The sequence below is a fragment of the Lysinibacillus sp. fkY74-1 genome, from assembly GCF_053165895.1.
Map to the genome: position 1 here is coordinate 2,235,308 of NZ_CP170173.1, position 16,814 is coordinate 2,252,121.

Here is a 16,814-nt window from a genome sequence, read left to right on the forward strand (position 1 = left end):
TATGGACGATTTAATGAAAGAAAAAGTGAAGTACGATCAAGTAGATTATCCTACTGAGAATGAAATGTGGAGTAAAATCATCCGTAAACAACAAAATCATAATTTTAAAACTAAAAAACATAGCTATAAACCACAAGTTATATTAACCGTCATTATGTTCACAATTGTTTTATCAGCCACACCTGTATTTGCTAAATATACAACAGAAATCTTGGACTGGATGCGAAATATGAATAGATCAGGCATTATTACTTCTTTAGAAAATGGCTTTGGACAGGAAGTCAATAAAACTGTAGAAAACGAAGCTGGTTTATTAAATATCCATAATATAATTTCAGATCAAAATGGTACTACTATTAACTTTAGCTTAGATATTGATCATAAATATCCAATCGATGCAGCAGATTTTGAACAAGCATTACTCAAAATAAATGACGGAAAAGAAATAAAGCTGGAGACTAACGCAGTATATAATCAGGAAACGGATCAAATAGTAGGGATTCTACATACAGATGAGGGAATCCCGCACAACAGCAATGTTACACTTCAACTTGGAGGTGTAAAGGAGACACAGTTGAAAAGTGTAGAGTTAAAAGATGTGCTTCAATCAAATGCGTTCCCTGAAAAGATTACTATTAATCAAGATGGAATATCACATATAGAATTCACTTCAAATGAATATCAAAACGGGCAGTATACATTGGATTATCTTATTGATCTGGAAAAGTCCAATAACATAGAAAATGCATATTTATCTTATAAAATTCAAGGTGAAAACATTGCCAATTTTGGCGTTACTTATAAACGTCCACAACCAAATGTCATTAAAAGTAGTGATTCACTAGAGATACCACAAGAAATGGTAGAAAAATTAGGGGTATTTTTAAGTTATACTGATACAGTAAGCTATAAACCAGATACATGGAGCCTAGATTTCCAATACAATCAGGATCTTGCTAAAAAATCTACATTTGTTATGAATATAGACGAAAAAATTGAGATAGGCTCTCAGCAACTTCAATTTAATGAGCTTGTTATTACACCGAGTGAGGTAAAGCTTTATTTTGATAAAAAATATATAGATTCTAATTCTAATATAGCTCATTTCAACTATCGTCAGTTTAAATTACGAATTGGTGAACAGGAATTATCGGGATATAATTTTAAAGATTATATTTCTTTTGAAACACTGGGGCTTATAAAGGATATTACGAATAAAGAAATTTCTCTTACTTTAAATGATGCGAAGGTTTCTTATGAAGCTGGGAAGCAAGACAAAGTAGAGCTAACAAATATTTCTGAAGTTCCAAAGACTATCAATGCAGAATTAAACGGGTATCCCATTGATATTACCTACTATACGAAAGGTAATGATTTAATTGTTGAATCAGAAAGTAAGAACGAGCAATTTGGAGGTATCACACAAAATGTTATTTATGAGAATGGCAAAAGAATCTTTGCTGAAACTCGTTCTAATGACGGAGTGTTAAGAACACACAACCAAGTAGAAACATTTAAAAATATAAAAGAAAAAGATATTACATTAAACTTCTTCCTTTATACTGTCAATGAGGATCGAGCTAAAACTATTGTTTTACAGTAAATCGTTTGCAGTGTAACTTCTTTCAGCAAATGTTTTATGTAACGTGAGTGAAACGGCAGTTACAAATGTTTTATGTAACGTAAGTGAAACGGCAGTTACAAATGTTTTATGTAACGTAAGTGAAACGGCAGTTACAAATGTTTTATATAAGTCTTTTCGTAGCGAAAGTACACGACTGCTTGGTGTTTTATGGTAGATTAAGGAGACTGTGAAGAACTGTAAGTCAACAACATGATAATAAAAGGATGACTCATTTGAGTATAAAAAAAGCGTGTTTTGATTAATTCAAAATACGCTTTACTATTTCCTTGGTTGTTGTTTTCGAAAAGATTATTGCTTTTCAACGCTTAACGCATCTAAATGAGTGATTTTTGTTTGCTTTACTTGTGTTTATGTATTGAAAGCTTCGCCTCAAAAAGCTTTCCACGACCGCTAAATACAATACATCTGCATCTAATTGAGGAATTTCCTCTTTGAAAAAATCAACTGTTATGATTTCTTAACTAGATTTTGTGCTTTATATGCTTTGATAAATACTTTCCCTGTTGCCATACTAACTTTTGTTTCTATTCTTTCTGGTTTGTTGTAATGAATAAAACTTTAGTTACGATATTATCTTTTCAAGAAATTTACAACAGTCGTTGCGAAAATTAGTATAAACCAATTTGACTGTTCAACAAACCATCACGATAGGTGCAGTTGTTGTCAATCCAATATTCAGCTAGGATTAACTAAAACGAGACAAATAAAAACACCTCAACACAATTTGCTTCGTTACAAACACCTTCTCCGGAGAATCTTGTTGAGTTCGTAGTGTTTCTATTCTCGAACGGATGTCCTTGTTGTTATAAAGTGTTGCTTTCGATACATAAGCTTCGCCAGACACACTATTAAAATTTATCCGTTCATTCGCTTTTATAAGCCTTTTAATTGCTTCATCTACTTTTTGATGTGTGTTAGCTAGACCTAAAAGAAAAAGGTCAACCAGAAAAAACTGGCTAACCTCATATTACAAACTTTGGCCAGATTGTGGAGGAACACTTTTCAACGGGATTTGATATTGTTGTTAAAATTCAGAGTGAGATTGTGAAGTTTCTCACTTAAACTAACAGGTCAGGTTAGTTGTATAATCTTCGGCTCATGCAGTTATAGCTGTATGAGCCGAAGAATAGTTAGTAGGGGATAAAGATGGAGACTGTTTAATTTAAGTCGTTTGAAAACGAATGGAAATATCCGGAAAATGAGGCTTGAATACAAAAGAGGCTTCTTATGTTGATTAACCTCTTTAAATAATTTTCTATCAAAGAAATCTATTGATTATTACTACTGTCTGTATGAACAATGATTTTCTGCTTCATTTTTTTTACTTCTGATTGACTATAAAAATAAAATAACAGCCAAACTAGTGCAAAAATTAATACATTAAATAGTAACAATAGAATCGTTAGTTTTATCGAAAATGTTGGAAGCCATTTTAAAGAAAAGGCGACAGCTATAAAGGTCCCTATAGCGATAAAAAAATGACAAGCACTTTGTTGTAAAAATGTTAAACGTTCTGTCCTATAGACGTATGAAGGTAGTATACAGGCAATGCCAACAGTAACTGATCCCAAAATTTGTTGTGGAAAATTAGATATAACAGCTTCTAAAAACAAATCCCCTTTCAACCAATATCCAATAAGATTTACAAAAACAAAAACTGTACAGCCCATACTTATTCCAAACCATAAATTCTTGAAAAAGTTCATGTACTTATACCCCCAAGCGCTCTTTAAATGATTTTTTATAATTGCGTGAAATGACTTCTTTTATTCCTAAAGTAAGCTCGATTTCCATTGTGCCATTAAAGGAAGCTTCAATATTTCTGATTTTTCTAGGATTAATGATGGCAGATTTAGAAATCCGAATAAATCCTTCCCCTAGTTGCTGCTCTAACTCGTACAAAGGTTTATTCATAAGTACACGATTACCATCGTCGCTATATAGTACTAAATCTTTGCCTTCCGTCCTAATAGCTATAACAGAATTAGGCTCGATAATATGCACTTTATTGTTAGCGGTCCCTGTTAAAATTTGTTGTTCTTCTTGTTGTAAGAGTGAGATTGCAGCCTGTATAGTTGGCGTTAATTTAGAAACGCAGATTGTTATGTAGGGTTCATCAATTTGTGGATCAATTTTTATGTCTATCTTCAACTCCATCACCTCTCTATAAAAATATACCATAAATTACAAATCGAATAATGCAGGTTGTCATCCATAAAAAGCATTTCACCTTTCAATAAAGACATGTTACATGTAACGTATTGTTGCTAAACTTTGATGTCGTTATATTAGGCCTTAGAAACATTAATTTAATATAAGGGGACAGTTAATATGAACGAGATCACAACGCTAAAAGAGCAAAGAAAGGCAGGATGGATATTAGCAAGCATATCAAGTATGCTTTCATTAAGTGTTATTTATTGGTATGTAACTAATCCTAAAAAATTTATTGAGAATGGGTTGGGCTATTCTCTGGAACTGCACTTGAACTTACCTATGTGGTTTTTCACTGCATTCATCGTAATCGGGTATATTTCCTATACAATTTCTGCAATACCTTTAGTAAAAAGCAATTTGTTTACATTTTCTTGGCTTAAATTGATTGGTATATGGGCTGCTATTGTAAGTGGAATAGTAGAAGAAGTCGTATTTAGACATTTGCTCATGGAGTATGTATTATCTATTGGATTTTCAAATCTTTCACAAGTAATAATCTCAGGAATTGCGTTTGGAATTGCTCATGGCGCATGGGTGTTATTGCGAGGAGAGATGAAAATTGCGCTTCCAGCAATTCTTTCAACGACAATCTTAGGTTGTCTACTTGCTATGCTCTATATTTATACTGGAAGGAGCACCTTTGCACCAATTGTAGCCCATATTCTAATCAATATGGTAATAGAGCCATGGTTGATGCTAGCTGCTATTTCAGGGAAATGGCAGCTAAATAAAAATTAATGGTAATAATTGAGAGGGATGTTGTGTAATTTCGCCTCTCGATATTAAATAATTTTATGGGAAAAGGTTATTTAATTTACCACTGTTAGCAAATTTGAAGTTTTTTCAGGACCTATGAGGTTCAGTTGTTTAATCTAAGCTCTTGAATTCCTATAAAAAAAACGGAGTAATCTTTCATTTTCTGTGATGAAGCATCGATTTTACCCGACGTGATGGCTAACGGAGTGATTTAGTTCAACAAGCTATAAGCGATTTTAGGAATAAGCCCATATTTTAGTTATTCCATTAAAGGGAGCTTTACTTGAAGATCATTGAGCTGCATAATGTAGCTCTTTTCTCTTATTGAACTAACGGGGCAGTTTAGTTGAAGAAGAGGCTGATAGTATAGTGAAGCGTTATAAAAGTCACCCTATAAAAGGAGTTTATTAAAATGAGTATGGCAACCTATATTGGTTTGAATTTTTCAGTAAAACTTAATGAGTATTATACAAAGGATGAAGTTGAAATTGATTACGTTTTCTCAGATCAAGAAAATCGTAATGTAGTTAAACAGAAGCATTTTACTACGCCCTATATTTATGAAGTTTCTGAGAAAGGTAAGCCTATTTGGCAAATGAATGAATATCAAAAGATGCATTCACCACATAACTACAAAAAATCCAAAAAGACTTTTCTCTATTTATGTCACTTACTAAAAGAGTTACTTCCACAAGGTGATTATTGTGAAGTTTATATTTGTTGGTTGGGTGAAGAAGATGAAGAGCGTGAGGGTGATTTGAAAATTAACTTAAATAATCTACAGATTGATGCAATAGATATTTATGAAAAATACTTTATCCGCATAGAAAACTAAAGATTCAACTTAAAATAAAATTAGCCTTCTTTTTGTTGAACTTACTAAACTAACGAGGCATTTAGTTGAAGAGTGTTTTTTAACTTGTTGTTCAACCTCCGAGCCAGATTGTTGAATAACACAGTTGATGAGTTATGCCCAAAAATAGAATTAGATTATGAAGAATTATACTTAAATTAACAAGACAGAATTGTCTAATTCATGGAAATAAGTTAAATTCTAATGATAAATGTAAAATTTATTTTTACTAATTAAGTAAAATAAACTTATATGATAGATAGTAAATTCCAAATAGAGGTGGATTTATATGCCTAAAATTGACAATATGTTAGCAATTATATGGATGCTTAGTTCAGGTGAAAAAATTACTGCAAAACAAATTGCAGAAAAGTTAGAGATGAATATAAGGACTGTTTATCGTTATATTGATACACTTTCAACAAGTGGTGTACCAATAATTTCAGACACAGGACATAACGGTGGATATACATTATTAAATAATTTTATTGAAGTTCCTCTTTTTTTTGATTTTGAGGAGCAAACTTCACTATTCCACGCTGCTGTTTTTGCAGAAGAAGCCGGATATTATGGAGGTGAAGCACTAAATAGGGCCATTTCAAAACTAAGTAAATACTCAAATCAAGAGCAGGAAACAAAGATAAATCAACATTTAACTAGTCTTGAAGTAATAAGTCGATTAGGTTCACTCTCTCTGGAACCTTTTTTGAAGGAGTTGGAGCAGGCCGTAGCTGACGGGTACTCAGTAAAAATTCTTTACCATAAAAGTGGCGAAAAGCAATTAAATTATAGATTGGTCGATCCGTACAGAATTATCTATTGGAATAATAAGTGGTATGTGATTGGATTTTGTCATCTTAGGAATGATATCCGTAGTTTTAGAATTGATCGAATTGAAAGTCTAATGCTAACCGAAAATAAGTTTAACCGGCCAGAAAATTTTTCAGCAAGTGACTTTTTTATGAAAAACCTCCTTCCAACTATAGAAGATAAGGAAGGGATTACTTCTTTAGTTATTAATGGGAATACAGGGACGTTGGGAGATATTTGCCAACATTGGTTTTTAGGACATTATTTACAAGAACGTACTTCTAATCAAGCAGTATTTCTTCTTGAAAAGGATATTATACATACATATGTACCATATTTACTTTTACCGTATGGTAAATCTATTCAAGTTATTGAGCCAATAAGTCTTAAGAAAAGACTTATTGAAGTTCTGTCGGAATTAATAAAATTTCATCAAGTATAATACAACTTCCCTGACGTTAGGTGTCAGGGAAGTTGTATTATACTAGGCATATCAATTCGGATAGGAGAGTTATTTAATGCAAACAAAAAAAGTTTATCTTTATGTTTTTAATACAATGTCAGACTGGGAATATGGATATTTAATTGCTGAACTAAACTCAGGGAGATATTTCAAAAAAGATTTAGCCCCATTAAGAGTAGTTACAGTAGGAGCTAATAAAGAAATGATTACTACAATGGGAGGACTGAGCATACAACCAGATATTTCTCTTGATGAATGTACGCTTAAGAGTAAAGATCTTTTAGTCTTACCTGGTGGGACTACTTGGAGAGAAGATATTCATCAACCGATCTTAAGAAGAATTGGCGAAGCTTTAAAACTTGGTACTATTGTTGCTGCAATTTGTGGTGCAACTGAGGCTCTTGCGAATATGGGATACTTAGATTCTAGAAAACACACAAGCAATGACTTAGAGTATATTAAAATGGTCTGTCCTAATTATAAAGGAGAAAAATTTCATGAGATGGGACCTGCGGTATCAGGTGTGAATTTAATTACTGCATCAGGGGTAGCACCTCTAGAATTTACTATGGAAGTACTGAAAAAATTAGATGTATTTACACCTGACACATTGCATTCATGGTATAACCTAAATAAGACTCATAAAACTGAATACTTCTTCCAGTTAATGAATTCAATAAATAGCTGATCTAAAAATCAACTTAGCAGTTTTATATTAGTTCAAATAAAAACCATGCTTTAGACACAATGTCAAAGCATGGTTTTTGTATATTACTTAAATATGTTTATGTAAGTAAATATGGTGAAGAGGCTCTGCAGGATAAACGTGGTCGTAAGAAAGAAGAACAGGAGTTAACAGCTGAAGAAAAATTCAAGCTAGAAATGAAACGTTTAGAACGTGAAAATGAACGATTACGTGAGAAAATGCCTTTTAAAAAAAGTTGGAAGAACTCGAAAGGAGGAATCGTTAACAAGCGTTCGTTTACAAAATAAATATAGAGCGATTCAAGAGTTACATGCGAAAGAAAATCTGCCAGTAATCCTTTTATGTGATATTGCCGGTTTATCTCGTGCTGCCTATTATAAATGGCTACAACGTACGCCAACAGTTAGAGAGCTAGAGAATAAAGCGATTCTTCAGGATATCCAAGCTATTTATCGACAAGTCGAAGAAATTTATGGATATCGAAGAATGACTTTAAATATCAATCGTAAATACAATAAAAAGCTCAATCACAAACGTATTTATCGATTAATGCAAATAAGTGGTTTATAATCCGTGATTCGTCGAAAAAGAAAGCGATATGTTTCTTCACCTGCACAACATGTCGCTGAAAATCGATTAAATCGTGAATTTACTGCAAGAAAACCCAACGAAAAATGGGTAACAGATGTGACGGAGTTCAAATTAGGAAATGGAAAGAAAGCTTATTTAAGCGCTATTCTAGATCTTTACGATGGCTCTATTATCAGTTATGTATTGGGGCATTCAAATAATAATGAATTGGTATTTAAGACGTTTGATTTAGCAATGCTTACTTTAAAAGATGGAGAACAACCGTTACTTCATAGTGATCGTTGCTATCAGTACACACCAAACATTTGAAGCGTTACAACAAGCGATTGAGGATTATATCCAGTTTTACAATAACGATAGATACCAAGAACGATTAAACGGCTTAAGCCCATTAGAATACAGGGCTAAAGCCGCTTAAAAGCTTTTTATTATTTCCACTGTCTACTTGACAGGGAGCAGTTCAAATATAAAGGCGTGGTTTTAAATCGTTTGATTGAATTCCTCTTCATGATTCTACAATGCTATTCATCAATTTTGTATCCGATACCTCTTACTGTTTTAATATAGGGTATATTTAACTTTTTTCTTATATTTTTTATATGGGCATCAATCTTCCGTGTTTCTCCTGAATATTCATAATCCCAAACCTTTTGTATAATGGTATTTCTAGTAAGAACCTTTTTCTCGTTACGAAGTAGTAGCTGTAAAATTTTAAATTCTTTTGTGGTTAACTGTATTTCCTCTTTATTTACATAAACTTTAATTCTTTTACAATCAACTTGAAGTTGATTAAAATACAAATAATTTTCGAGATTTGTATTATTGCTTCTTCTAAGTACTGCTTGTACTCGTCTAATCAACACATGAAATGGAAATGGCTTAGTTATGTAATCGTTAATCCCAGGATCAAAGCCTTTTATTTTACCTAGTTCTTCTTCTAAAGCAGTTAGAAATATAATGGGTATATTAAATTGACTGCGAAACATTTTGACCACTTCATACCTTTTGGGCATTTTTATATCGAGGAGAATCAAATCATAGGATTGGGATTTTAGTCTCTTTATTCCCTCGTCTGCATCAGATACTACTTCTACATAATAATTATGTGTCATCAAAAACTGCTTAATTAATTCTTGAACTTTTAAATCGTCTACTACTGCAAAAATTTTATAGTTCATTTGATATCCCCCTAGTTTGACATTATAACCACGCTATCTGTAGTTTATGTGGAGAAACCTAGATTTTCTACAAAATTACTCATTTAAAATAGGTGGTAGTGGTTTTTAAGAATGATTCAATGCCCCGGATCTATTGAAAAAGGTACTTTTGCAATAGAGAGACAAAAGTACCAAAACGCTATATTTAGGGTTTTAAAACCACTTTAATACAGTCTTCCTGTTTTGTATCAAATATTTCATAACCATGTTTTGCTTTTTCAAGAGGGAGGACGTGTGTAATGATATCACCTGCGTTCACTTTACCATCTGCGATTAAGTTATAGACATGAGGCATGATATGAACAACTAGGGCTTGTCCAGTACGAATCGCTACATTACGCTGGAACATATCTCCGAGTGGGAAGGCGTTGTATCGACCTCCATATACACCTGTAATTTGGATAGTTCCTCCTTTACGTACAGCTTGACTGGCTGTGACGATAGCTCCCATAGCACCACTTTGAAGTTTTACGCCACTTGAAAGAAATTCGAGAGGCGTCATTTTGAAAGAGGGGGAGTAGGGGAAATTCAGGTATGGGGGAATGAATAGTTTTAATTAAGAAGATTGTCCATATTAAGTAGTTAAAATAGACTTATACAATAATTATAAACAGAACTTGAAAGCATATATCTTTGTCAACGGTTGGATCGGGTTGTTGGTAGTAGCCTATCCAAATTCAATAAAAATCGAAGGGAAATCATTGTTGGTATTTTGCTTATGTAATAGAGTTCATTACTGTTCGATAATATTGTTCAAAAATTTATTATGCAAGCAGTACGTTAGTATGTAATTAAACCTGATACTATTCTACATTAAAAGATGGAATCAAAGCGCAATTTATCAAATAAAAAGAAAAAAATTGACCGAACTGAGGTTACACCCAGATGTTGTTTACTAAGTCCTTTTTAGCGAATCTGTTTTTGCATTATACTTTTGATATATGGGTGGCTCCAACAAATCAAATCCTGAAAGCACCATTTGACCAATGATGCCATATTGCAAGCAACAACTGAAACAATAGAGATTCTAGCTAAACTTAATCTAAGAATGAGAGACTTTAAAATAAGAAATATATCCTGAGAAAACAAGACTATTTAGAATAAGGAAGAGAGGTACAATAGTGTAACCTTATTGGAGGTATTAAAGTGTAAGTTACTCCGGAACTCTTCAGTGCCCCCCACGCTTACTGCAAATCATTACCCCATCGGGTCCCAGATTGCTTAACATACAAAGTTACTCCATTAAAAACTTCATAATTACATAAAAAAATGTGTCATTTGATGAAGAATTTTATTTTTTTACTGCTCTAATTAAGTATTATCACGTTGATTTCAATATTATTTATAATACAAAGTGTGAAAAAGTAAGAAAAACCCCACATTATGAGCCTCTTTTGAGTATGTTTATGGACAATTTGTAAAATACTGTGAAATCTAATAAACTATTAATAAATAAATTATTAGGATGTGATTCTAGAATAAAAAGAAAATATGTATCTAGTGGATTAATAATGTTACTTTATTAGGTAGTGGTCTTATTCCTAATATTGTCAAAGCTGCTGAAGTTCAAGAGCATAGAAATAATATTCTAAATATGGAAAACACAGGTCCACAAGGAGCCGATTCCACCCATAGCTGGTTTTATACCATATCTTCGTACTCCTGTATTCGGTGAAGATGTTGAATACTCTGGAATAAATTTCAAACAAAATAATGTTACAAATGTGGTACCTATATTTATGGGAGAAAATACTTTTATAAATAATTCAGAGCAAGAACAGACATTTAATATTACTTCTTTTAGTGAATCAATTACCAAAAGTACATCCACTTCCATAGAAAGTGGATTCAAATCATCCATTACTACAAAAGGCAAAGTTGGTATTCCTTTTGTAGCAGAGGGTGAGGTATCTGCAATCCTTGAATTTAATTTGTCCACTACAATTAGTACAACAAGCACCATTACTGCCAATTCACAAGCTGTTAAAGTTCCACCAAATAAAATATACAGGCATTTGTCGAAACAAAAATAATTCCTATAAACTAAAAAACATTGTAAATCAGTGCTTATTTATTCTTAGTTCTATTATTTGTGTTTGATAACATCGAAAGTTATGGGGCCTTCACCTCGTTCACTACGGTTTTAGTTTAGACGCTACCATTATACTGAATTTGGGGAGTTGCCCATCAGTATGAGGTATAGTACTAAGTATGTAAATTCTCTGCTCTTATTTCCGTTCAGTTTCTGTTATAGTTTTTCCACAAAAGGTTAATATCTTTTAATCATGTCTTGTACAGTACTGGGTGAGATGAATGAATTAAAACCATACCACTTCAAGCCCCAATCATACTGTAGATATTCCATTACTGAACATTCAATTAAAAATTATATTATTCTACCAATTATTAATTTTTATGGATTATGTATTATAAAATTAATATTTTTTGTTTATTAATCCAAAAATAATAACAACTAAACTTAGTATGTAGCCATACGCTAAATTATACATACTAAAATTGGAGGAGAAATTATGAAAAACAAAGCAAAAGTAATATTAATGGGAGCTACTATTGGTCTAAGTTTACTTTCATCACCAATAGCAATGGCGGCAAATGGAGATAGTAATGTTAAAGAGAATCAAAGTATAGCAAATTTTAGTCCCGTTAAAAATAGCTTTCCAGATGCAGCAAATGGTTCAAGGTTCCTAGTTAATTACTACGGCAGATATTTGACTTCTAATGGGCTAGGTTCAATTGGTAAACACCCAGAAAATATTGACTTTGAAGTAAAAAATACCTATGGTAAATTATCTATGGAACCTCAAGTAATTAGTCAAAATCCTCTTTGGGCTGGTCAAAGTGACTTACGAAATGATACCGATAGGGATCAAACGTTAAGCTCGCAGGAATTTCGCAAATCATTTTCAAATACTACAACGGCTACAACTGAACATGGATTTATGTTTGGTACTGAAACCAGTCTGGCAACAGGGATACCTTTTCTAGCAGAAGGTAAAATCACACTAAAGGCAGAATATAATTTTAGTAGTAGTCAGGCAAATGAGACTTCGGAAACTGTAGAATATGTTGCTCCTTCTCAATCTATTGTTGTTCCACCACATACTATTGCTAGAGTAGTTGCTGTATTAGAAATTAAAAAAATCAAGGGTGAAATGGATATTTATGCAGAAGTTGGATTAAATAAAGAAAAATTTGGTTATGAGGAGCTTCCAATTTCTAGTATGGGAGGACTTAAGTGGGTATCTCTCGGTTCGATTTATGAAGAGGCTTACAATCAAGCTAAATTATCTGGAACTCATGAATTTCCAGATATTAAAATAATATCAAGAAGTGTCAATAACCCTGATTATTTTTTAGCTAGTGGAAAGGGACGCTTCGAATCAGAATACGGAAGTCTATTTAATGTTCAAGTTGAATATATAAGCACAAAAAGTAATGAAGTTATAAAGACCGAGAATTTGATGGTAAGTCCCACAATAATTTCCGAGTAAATATATAAATAAAGTTATATATGTTGTGGATAATTAAGTGATTTATACATTTATTGTAATAAATAAATTGAATATTAACATTCAGGAAATTGGTCTAAAAGGTGCGACATAAAAAAGATATAAGATATTAGAAGACCTACTACTCCCATTTCGTAGACAGATGAAAAAACATACTCCTGCAGCTGCTATCGGAGTTCTATATTTTGTACCAGGTATAGGACAAGCCCTCGTAATTGGAACAGGAATCTTCACAGTAGGTTTGGCCACTTATAAAGTAGGAACTTGAATTGGAGACTGTATAAATTCGTTCATAGAAAAAGAGACAGCAGACGAATATATTTCTAAGAACAGAAAAGGCTCTATTAGAAGTGAATTCCCAGGGGAATATTACGGAAAAACTCTCAATGAAATCGAAAAAGATGCCAACAACGGCAATGCTGCAGCAAAAAAAGCAAAAAAATTGTTAAATGATAATCGCTTTAAAAAATAATTAAATAGTTTAGGGGTATAAATTATGAAGATATATTCAGTGAAAATATTATTAGAATCTACTGTAATACCAAACACCCATTCATCTAAAACATTCGAAGAAATTATCATATTGGTAGAAGCTCAAAATTCCGATGAAGCAGAAATAAAAATCCGCCAAAAATTTGTTGATGATACTTACAAAAATGCAGATGGTGGGCAAACTACATGGAGTCTTGTAAAAATACTTGATATATTTGAAACTGTTGATCAATTCGAAGGAGATATGAATTTCAAAGAAGTTTATAGTCGCTTTTTACCTTTCGATAAACCAATTACTGCAGATGAAGTCATAAAATTATATTCCCTTGATAAATAAAAAAAGGGCAACAGTATTTAATACTGTTGCCCCTTTTTATTTCAATAAAGAAACATCTATTTCTTCAACACTCTATCATTTATATTAATTATCTGGAGTATAAGCGGGGTATTAGCGTTATCATTGTCCTGAAGTGTTGAAACAAGATATTGTGAGAGAGCAGAGCAATTTATAGCTGCTCTTTTTATTTATGCTGTATTAAAAACAAGCTCAAAACTTATTCTTGGTGAATGGACTTTTGAGTTAATATATAAAGAGAATATTATCTGTTCAAGTAAAGTTAATTATAATATTCTTAATAATAGTTATAAAAAACACAAAAACCACCATGCTAAAAATACTGCTTTTTAGAGTAGACATAAGAATGTAAGGAGCCATCTGCTATGAGATTGGATTCTATCTTTGTTAGATAAAGATAATAAGTATAAAAGGTTTAAAATATTAGGTTTACTATTATTGCCTGCCTTATCTTTTATTTTTATTTAAATAATTTAGATATAGAGCAACAAATCAGGCTTTCCCTAGTTGTTTTAATTTTAGGTTTTTCAGATATATTGAAAAAAGCATTTAGAAAACATACTATTTGAGACTGGGATATAACTAGTTATTAGTTCACGATAAAATAGGAATTACATACAACGATGCGTAAAATAAAGAAAGTTTGTATCCAACAGAAAACCAATCTAAGCGATGTAATACCAACATTTAGATTGGTTTTCTAATAAACTACATCAAAAATTAAACTTCTATTTTTACCCCCATCCTTACTTGGTTAGAACGTTGTGTCCAATTATTAAAACAAAATGAATCAGTAGTGAATATTCACAGAAAAACAGGTCTTTCTAGGAACACTGTTTACTCAATTAAAAGGCAATTAGAAAAATGAATGTAGATATGAAATAAAGTCACAACGTTAATAAACAGTTTTAAGTAAAATCCTGTGTTGGCATGCAGGATTTTTTAATTGTTCCACAAACGGGTCAGATCATGGAATAACCATCGAATATCGATAGGGTATCTTTCTTGCGTATGAATATTTGCCACAATATTTAACAAGAAATGTTATGAACTGTTGATAGATATCTCCTTAAATCCTCTATATTATAAAAATAAAAGGAGATGAAAAACATGATTGGTATGAATATTCGTGTTTTGCGTAAAAGGCATAAACTAAGTCAAGAACAATTGGCTGAAAAGGTAAACGTATCACGGCAGACCATAGCGAAGTGGGAAAATGGGGAGGCTATACCTGATATTTACAAATTCAAAATGCTCGGTGATATTTTTCAAGTAACCATAGATCAATTATCCCAAAATTTGAATGAAGAAGAAGCAAATCGGATTAGTCCTAAAGGGAAGCAGTTCTTTGGTGTTGTGAAGGTAGGAGAACGCGGACAGATTGTAATTCCAAAACATGCACGTGAAATGTATCAGATTCATGCAGGTGATAAACTGGTTGTTTTGGGAGAGGATGCGACAAAAGGAATCGCTGTCTTAAAAAGTGACGGCTTCCTAGAATTTGCAGAGATGATTCGAAATGCGGAATCCAAGGATGAGAGTGAATGAGTAAAATCATCTTTTTTTCGTTACCCGCACATGGTCACACCAACCCCACTATTCCGGTAGTAAACGAATTAATAAAGAAAGGTCATCAAGTTTGGTATTATTCCTTTTTAGAATTTCAGGGCAAAATAGAAGACACTGGTGCTTTTTTTATGGCTTGTGATGAATTCTTACCTAAAGTTACACATATAGAATTGGATCGTAAGGTTGGCAAAGATTTTGCAGCATTAATTGAAATGGCTGCGGATATAACGATTGCTTTGGATAAAAAGGTGTGTAAAGAATTAAGGGATATTCAGCCAGACTGCATTGTATCTGACTCTTTATGTATTTGGGGAAAATTATTTGCTGAGAAACTAGGAATTCCATATATTTGTTCGACTACTTCGTTTGCCTTTAATCAGTATACAGCAAAACTAATGAAGCGGAGTTTCATGGAAGTCTGGAGAATGATTCTAGGCATGCGAAGAATTAACAGAAAAATTAAACTATTAAATGATCATGGTTATCGAGTAGAGAATTTTGTATCGTTAGTTCAAAATGATAATGAAACGGACACCATTGTTTACACTTCGAAAGAATTTCAGCCAATGGCGGATACCTTTTCTGAGCGCTATGCCTTTGTTGGACCGTCCATAAAGCAGTCTATACCGATACAGAATGATAAAAGAGGTAGAAAAGTAATCTACATCTCTCTTGGAACTATACTAAATCAGAATCAGGATTTTTACCAAAACTGTCTCAAAGCATTTGGGAAGACAGACTATGATGTTGTGATGTCAGTCGGAGAAAAAACGGAGATTTCGTCTCTTGATAGCGTACCAGAAAATTTCATAGTGAAAAACGCTGTGGATCAGATCTCGGTATTACAGAAAGCAGATGTATTTATTACCCACTGCGGGATGAATAGTACGAATGAAAGTCTATTTTTTGGAGTTCCAATGGTTTTATTTCCGCAACATAGCGAACAAAGAATGGTAGCTGACCGAGTTGCCCAGCTCGGGGCAGGAGTAAAACTTAAAAGAAAAACTCCAAAGGATTTAGCAACAGCGGTAGCTGAAGTGCTTACAAATCGAGTATACCAGGAAGAAGCGCAGAAACTGTCAGAAAGCTTTAGGAAAGCTGGTGGTGCGTTAGAAGCAGCTAATGTGATCCTGAGTATAATTGGAGAGAAATCCTAACGCCTTTGTATTTTGCAAAAGTTTATATGGTGAACAAAACTTCAAGAAGCAGGCGCATTTCTTTATTAAGGAATGCGTCTTTCTTCATCTAAAGGGTCAGATTATAGAATAACGTACTTTAACGCTGTGGGAATTTACTATTCTGTAATCTTCAAACAAAAATTGGATGACAAAGTAACTGGGCTAACCCATGATATTCGAGATAATATCATAGAAGTAAAAGACTCTGCTAAATCAACGGTGAAACAGACCATTAATGTACTCAATATGCTGGTGCGAGTTTTCAGTCTGTAGGTAAGCACCGCATTGAGGCTTTTTGCCCCAGTTTTAAATTTTACCAGACCGTACAGCAGTTTTTTAAATGATAACAATAAAAGATATAAAGAAGTCTACTAAGCAGGCGTCTGATAAGAAAAGTAATCTTTACAATCGTTAAAAAAAACTTTATCAAAC

The 16,814-nt window shown here is 32.7% G+C and carries 16 protein-coding genes and 2 pseudogenes; 13 read left to right on the forward strand and 5 right to left on the reverse strand.

The window, feature by feature from the left end; all coding sequences use genetic code 11:
- Position 1 precedes the first annotated feature (1 nt).
- Complete coding sequence (locus ACE1MS_RS10870) at positions 2-1,603, forward strand: DUF4179 domain-containing protein (protein WP_447402967.1); 1,602 nt, start codon at positions 2-4, stop codon at positions 1,601-1,603.
- Positions 1,604-2,402: 799 nt separating this feature from the next.
- Here ACE1MS_RS10870 and ACE1MS_RS10875 read toward each other — a convergent pair.
- From ACE1MS_RS10875 to ACE1MS_RS10885, 3 genes and pseudogenes are all read right to left on the reverse strand, one after another.
- Positions 2,403-2,591, reverse strand: a pseudogene (locus ACE1MS_RS10875) (DUF6262 family protein); the annotation flags it as partial.
- A 322-nt stretch (positions 2,592-2,913) separates the two neighbouring features.
- Positions 2,914-3,351: a DUF3021 domain-containing protein gene (locus tag ACE1MS_RS10880; RefSeq protein WP_080695195.1), complete on the reverse strand. Its 438-nt coding sequence runs from the start codon at positions 3,349-3,351 to the stop codon at positions 2,914-2,916.
- Positions 3,352-3,355: 4 nt separating this feature from the next.
- Positions 3,356-3,802, reverse strand: a complete 447-nt coding sequence (locus tag ACE1MS_RS10885) for a LytTR family DNA-binding domain-containing protein (RefSeq protein ID WP_012294430.1) — start codon at positions 3,800-3,802, stop codon at positions 3,356-3,358.
- Positions 3,803-3,976: 174 nt separating this feature from the next.
- On the opposite strand from ACE1MS_RS10885, the gene ACE1MS_RS10890 reads away from it, so the two are divergent.
- The 7 genes from ACE1MS_RS10890 (at position 3,977) to ACE1MS_RS10920 (ending at position 8,459) form a co-directional block, all read left to right on the forward strand.
- Positions 3,977-4,600 carry a CPBP family intramembrane glutamic endopeptidase gene (locus ACE1MS_RS10890; protein WP_012294431.1) on the forward strand — a complete coding sequence of 208 codons (624 nt, stop codon included), beginning with the start codon at positions 3,977-3,979 and terminating at the stop codon, positions 4,598-4,600.
- Between the two features lie 430 nt (positions 4,601-5,030).
- Positions 5,031-5,453 (forward strand): hypothetical protein, encoded by a 423-nt coding sequence (locus ACE1MS_RS10895; RefSeq protein WP_036161646.1) that lies wholly within the window; start codon positions 5,031-5,033, stop codon positions 5,451-5,453.
- A 307-nt stretch (positions 5,454-5,760) separates the two neighbouring features.
- A complete protein-coding gene (locus ACE1MS_RS10900) occupies positions 5,761-6,723 on the forward strand; it encodes a helix-turn-helix transcriptional regulator (RefSeq protein ID WP_012294433.1) in 963 nt (320 codons plus the stop codon).
- Positions 6,724-6,799: 76 nt separating this feature from the next.
- A complete protein-coding gene (locus ACE1MS_RS10905; RefSeq protein WP_012294434.1) occupies positions 6,800-7,432 on the forward strand; it encodes a type 1 glutamine amidotransferase family protein in 633 nt (210 codons plus the stop codon).
- A gap of 216 nt (positions 7,433-7,648) precedes the next feature.
- Positions 7,649-8,020: an IS3 family transposase gene (locus ACE1MS_RS10910; protein WP_081112813.1), complete on the forward strand. Its 372-nt coding sequence runs from the start codon at positions 7,649-7,651 to the stop codon at positions 8,018-8,020.
- 3 nt (positions 8,021-8,023) lie between these two features.
- Positions 8,024-8,350 carry an IS3 family transposase gene (locus tag ACE1MS_RS10915; RefSeq protein WP_012294436.1) on the forward strand — a complete coding sequence of 109 codons (327 nt, stop codon included), beginning with the start codon at positions 8,024-8,026 and terminating at the stop codon, positions 8,348-8,350.
- On the forward strand, positions 8,292-8,459 hold the full coding sequence (locus ACE1MS_RS10920) for an IS3 family transposase (RefSeq protein ID WP_080695197.1): 168 nt from the start codon (positions 8,292-8,294) through the stop codon (positions 8,457-8,459). Before ACE1MS_RS10915 ends, ACE1MS_RS10920 begins: the two co-directional genes overlap by 59 nt.
- Positions 8,460-8,562: 103 nt before the next feature.
- On the opposite strand, the gene ACE1MS_RS10925 is transcribed toward ACE1MS_RS10920, so the two are convergent.
- The gene (locus tag ACE1MS_RS10925; RefSeq protein WP_012294438.1) at positions 8,563-9,219 is read right to left on the reverse strand and encodes a response regulator transcription factor; all 657 of its coding nucleotides are present in this window, start codon (positions 9,217-9,219) and stop codon (positions 8,563-8,565) included.
- 184 nt (positions 9,220-9,403) lie between these two features.
- A pseudogene (locus ACE1MS_RS10930) lies at positions 9,404-9,763 on the reverse strand (glutathione-dependent formaldehyde dehydrogenase); the annotation flags it as partial.
- Positions 9,764-10,952: 1,189 nt separating this feature from the next.
- On the opposite strand from ACE1MS_RS10930, the gene ACE1MS_RS10935 reads away from it, so the two are divergent.
- The 5 genes from ACE1MS_RS10935 (at position 10,953) to ACE1MS_RS10955 (ending at position 16,361) form a co-directional block, all read left to right on the forward strand.
- Positions 10,953-11,291, forward strand: a complete 339-nt coding sequence (locus ACE1MS_RS10935) for an epsilon-toxin family protein (RefSeq protein WP_258858680.1) — start codon at positions 10,953-10,955, stop codon at positions 11,289-11,291.
- A 498-nt stretch (positions 11,292-11,789) separates the two neighbouring features.
- Positions 11,790-12,770 carry an epsilon-toxin family protein gene (locus tag ACE1MS_RS10940; RefSeq protein WP_012294440.1) on the forward strand — a complete coding sequence of 327 codons (981 nt, stop codon included), beginning with the start codon at positions 11,790-11,792 and terminating at the stop codon, positions 12,768-12,770.
- A 514-nt stretch (positions 12,771-13,284) separates the two neighbouring features.
- Positions 13,285-13,617 (forward strand): DUF4288 domain-containing protein, encoded by a 333-nt coding sequence (locus tag ACE1MS_RS10945; protein ID WP_054613197.1) that lies wholly within the window; start codon positions 13,285-13,287, stop codon positions 13,615-13,617.
- Positions 13,618-14,745: 1,128 nt separating this feature from the next.
- On the forward strand, positions 14,746-15,183 hold the full coding sequence (locus tag ACE1MS_RS10950; protein ID WP_036161659.1) for a helix-turn-helix domain-containing protein: 438 nt from the start codon (positions 14,746-14,748) through the stop codon (positions 15,181-15,183).
- On the forward strand, positions 15,180-16,361 hold the full coding sequence (locus tag ACE1MS_RS10955) for a macrolide family glycosyltransferase (RefSeq protein WP_447402955.1): 1,182 nt from the start codon (positions 15,180-15,182) through the stop codon (positions 16,359-16,361). Before ACE1MS_RS10950 ends, ACE1MS_RS10955 begins: the two co-directional genes overlap by 4 nt.
- The last annotated feature ends 453 nt before the right edge of the window (positions 16,362-16,814 follow it).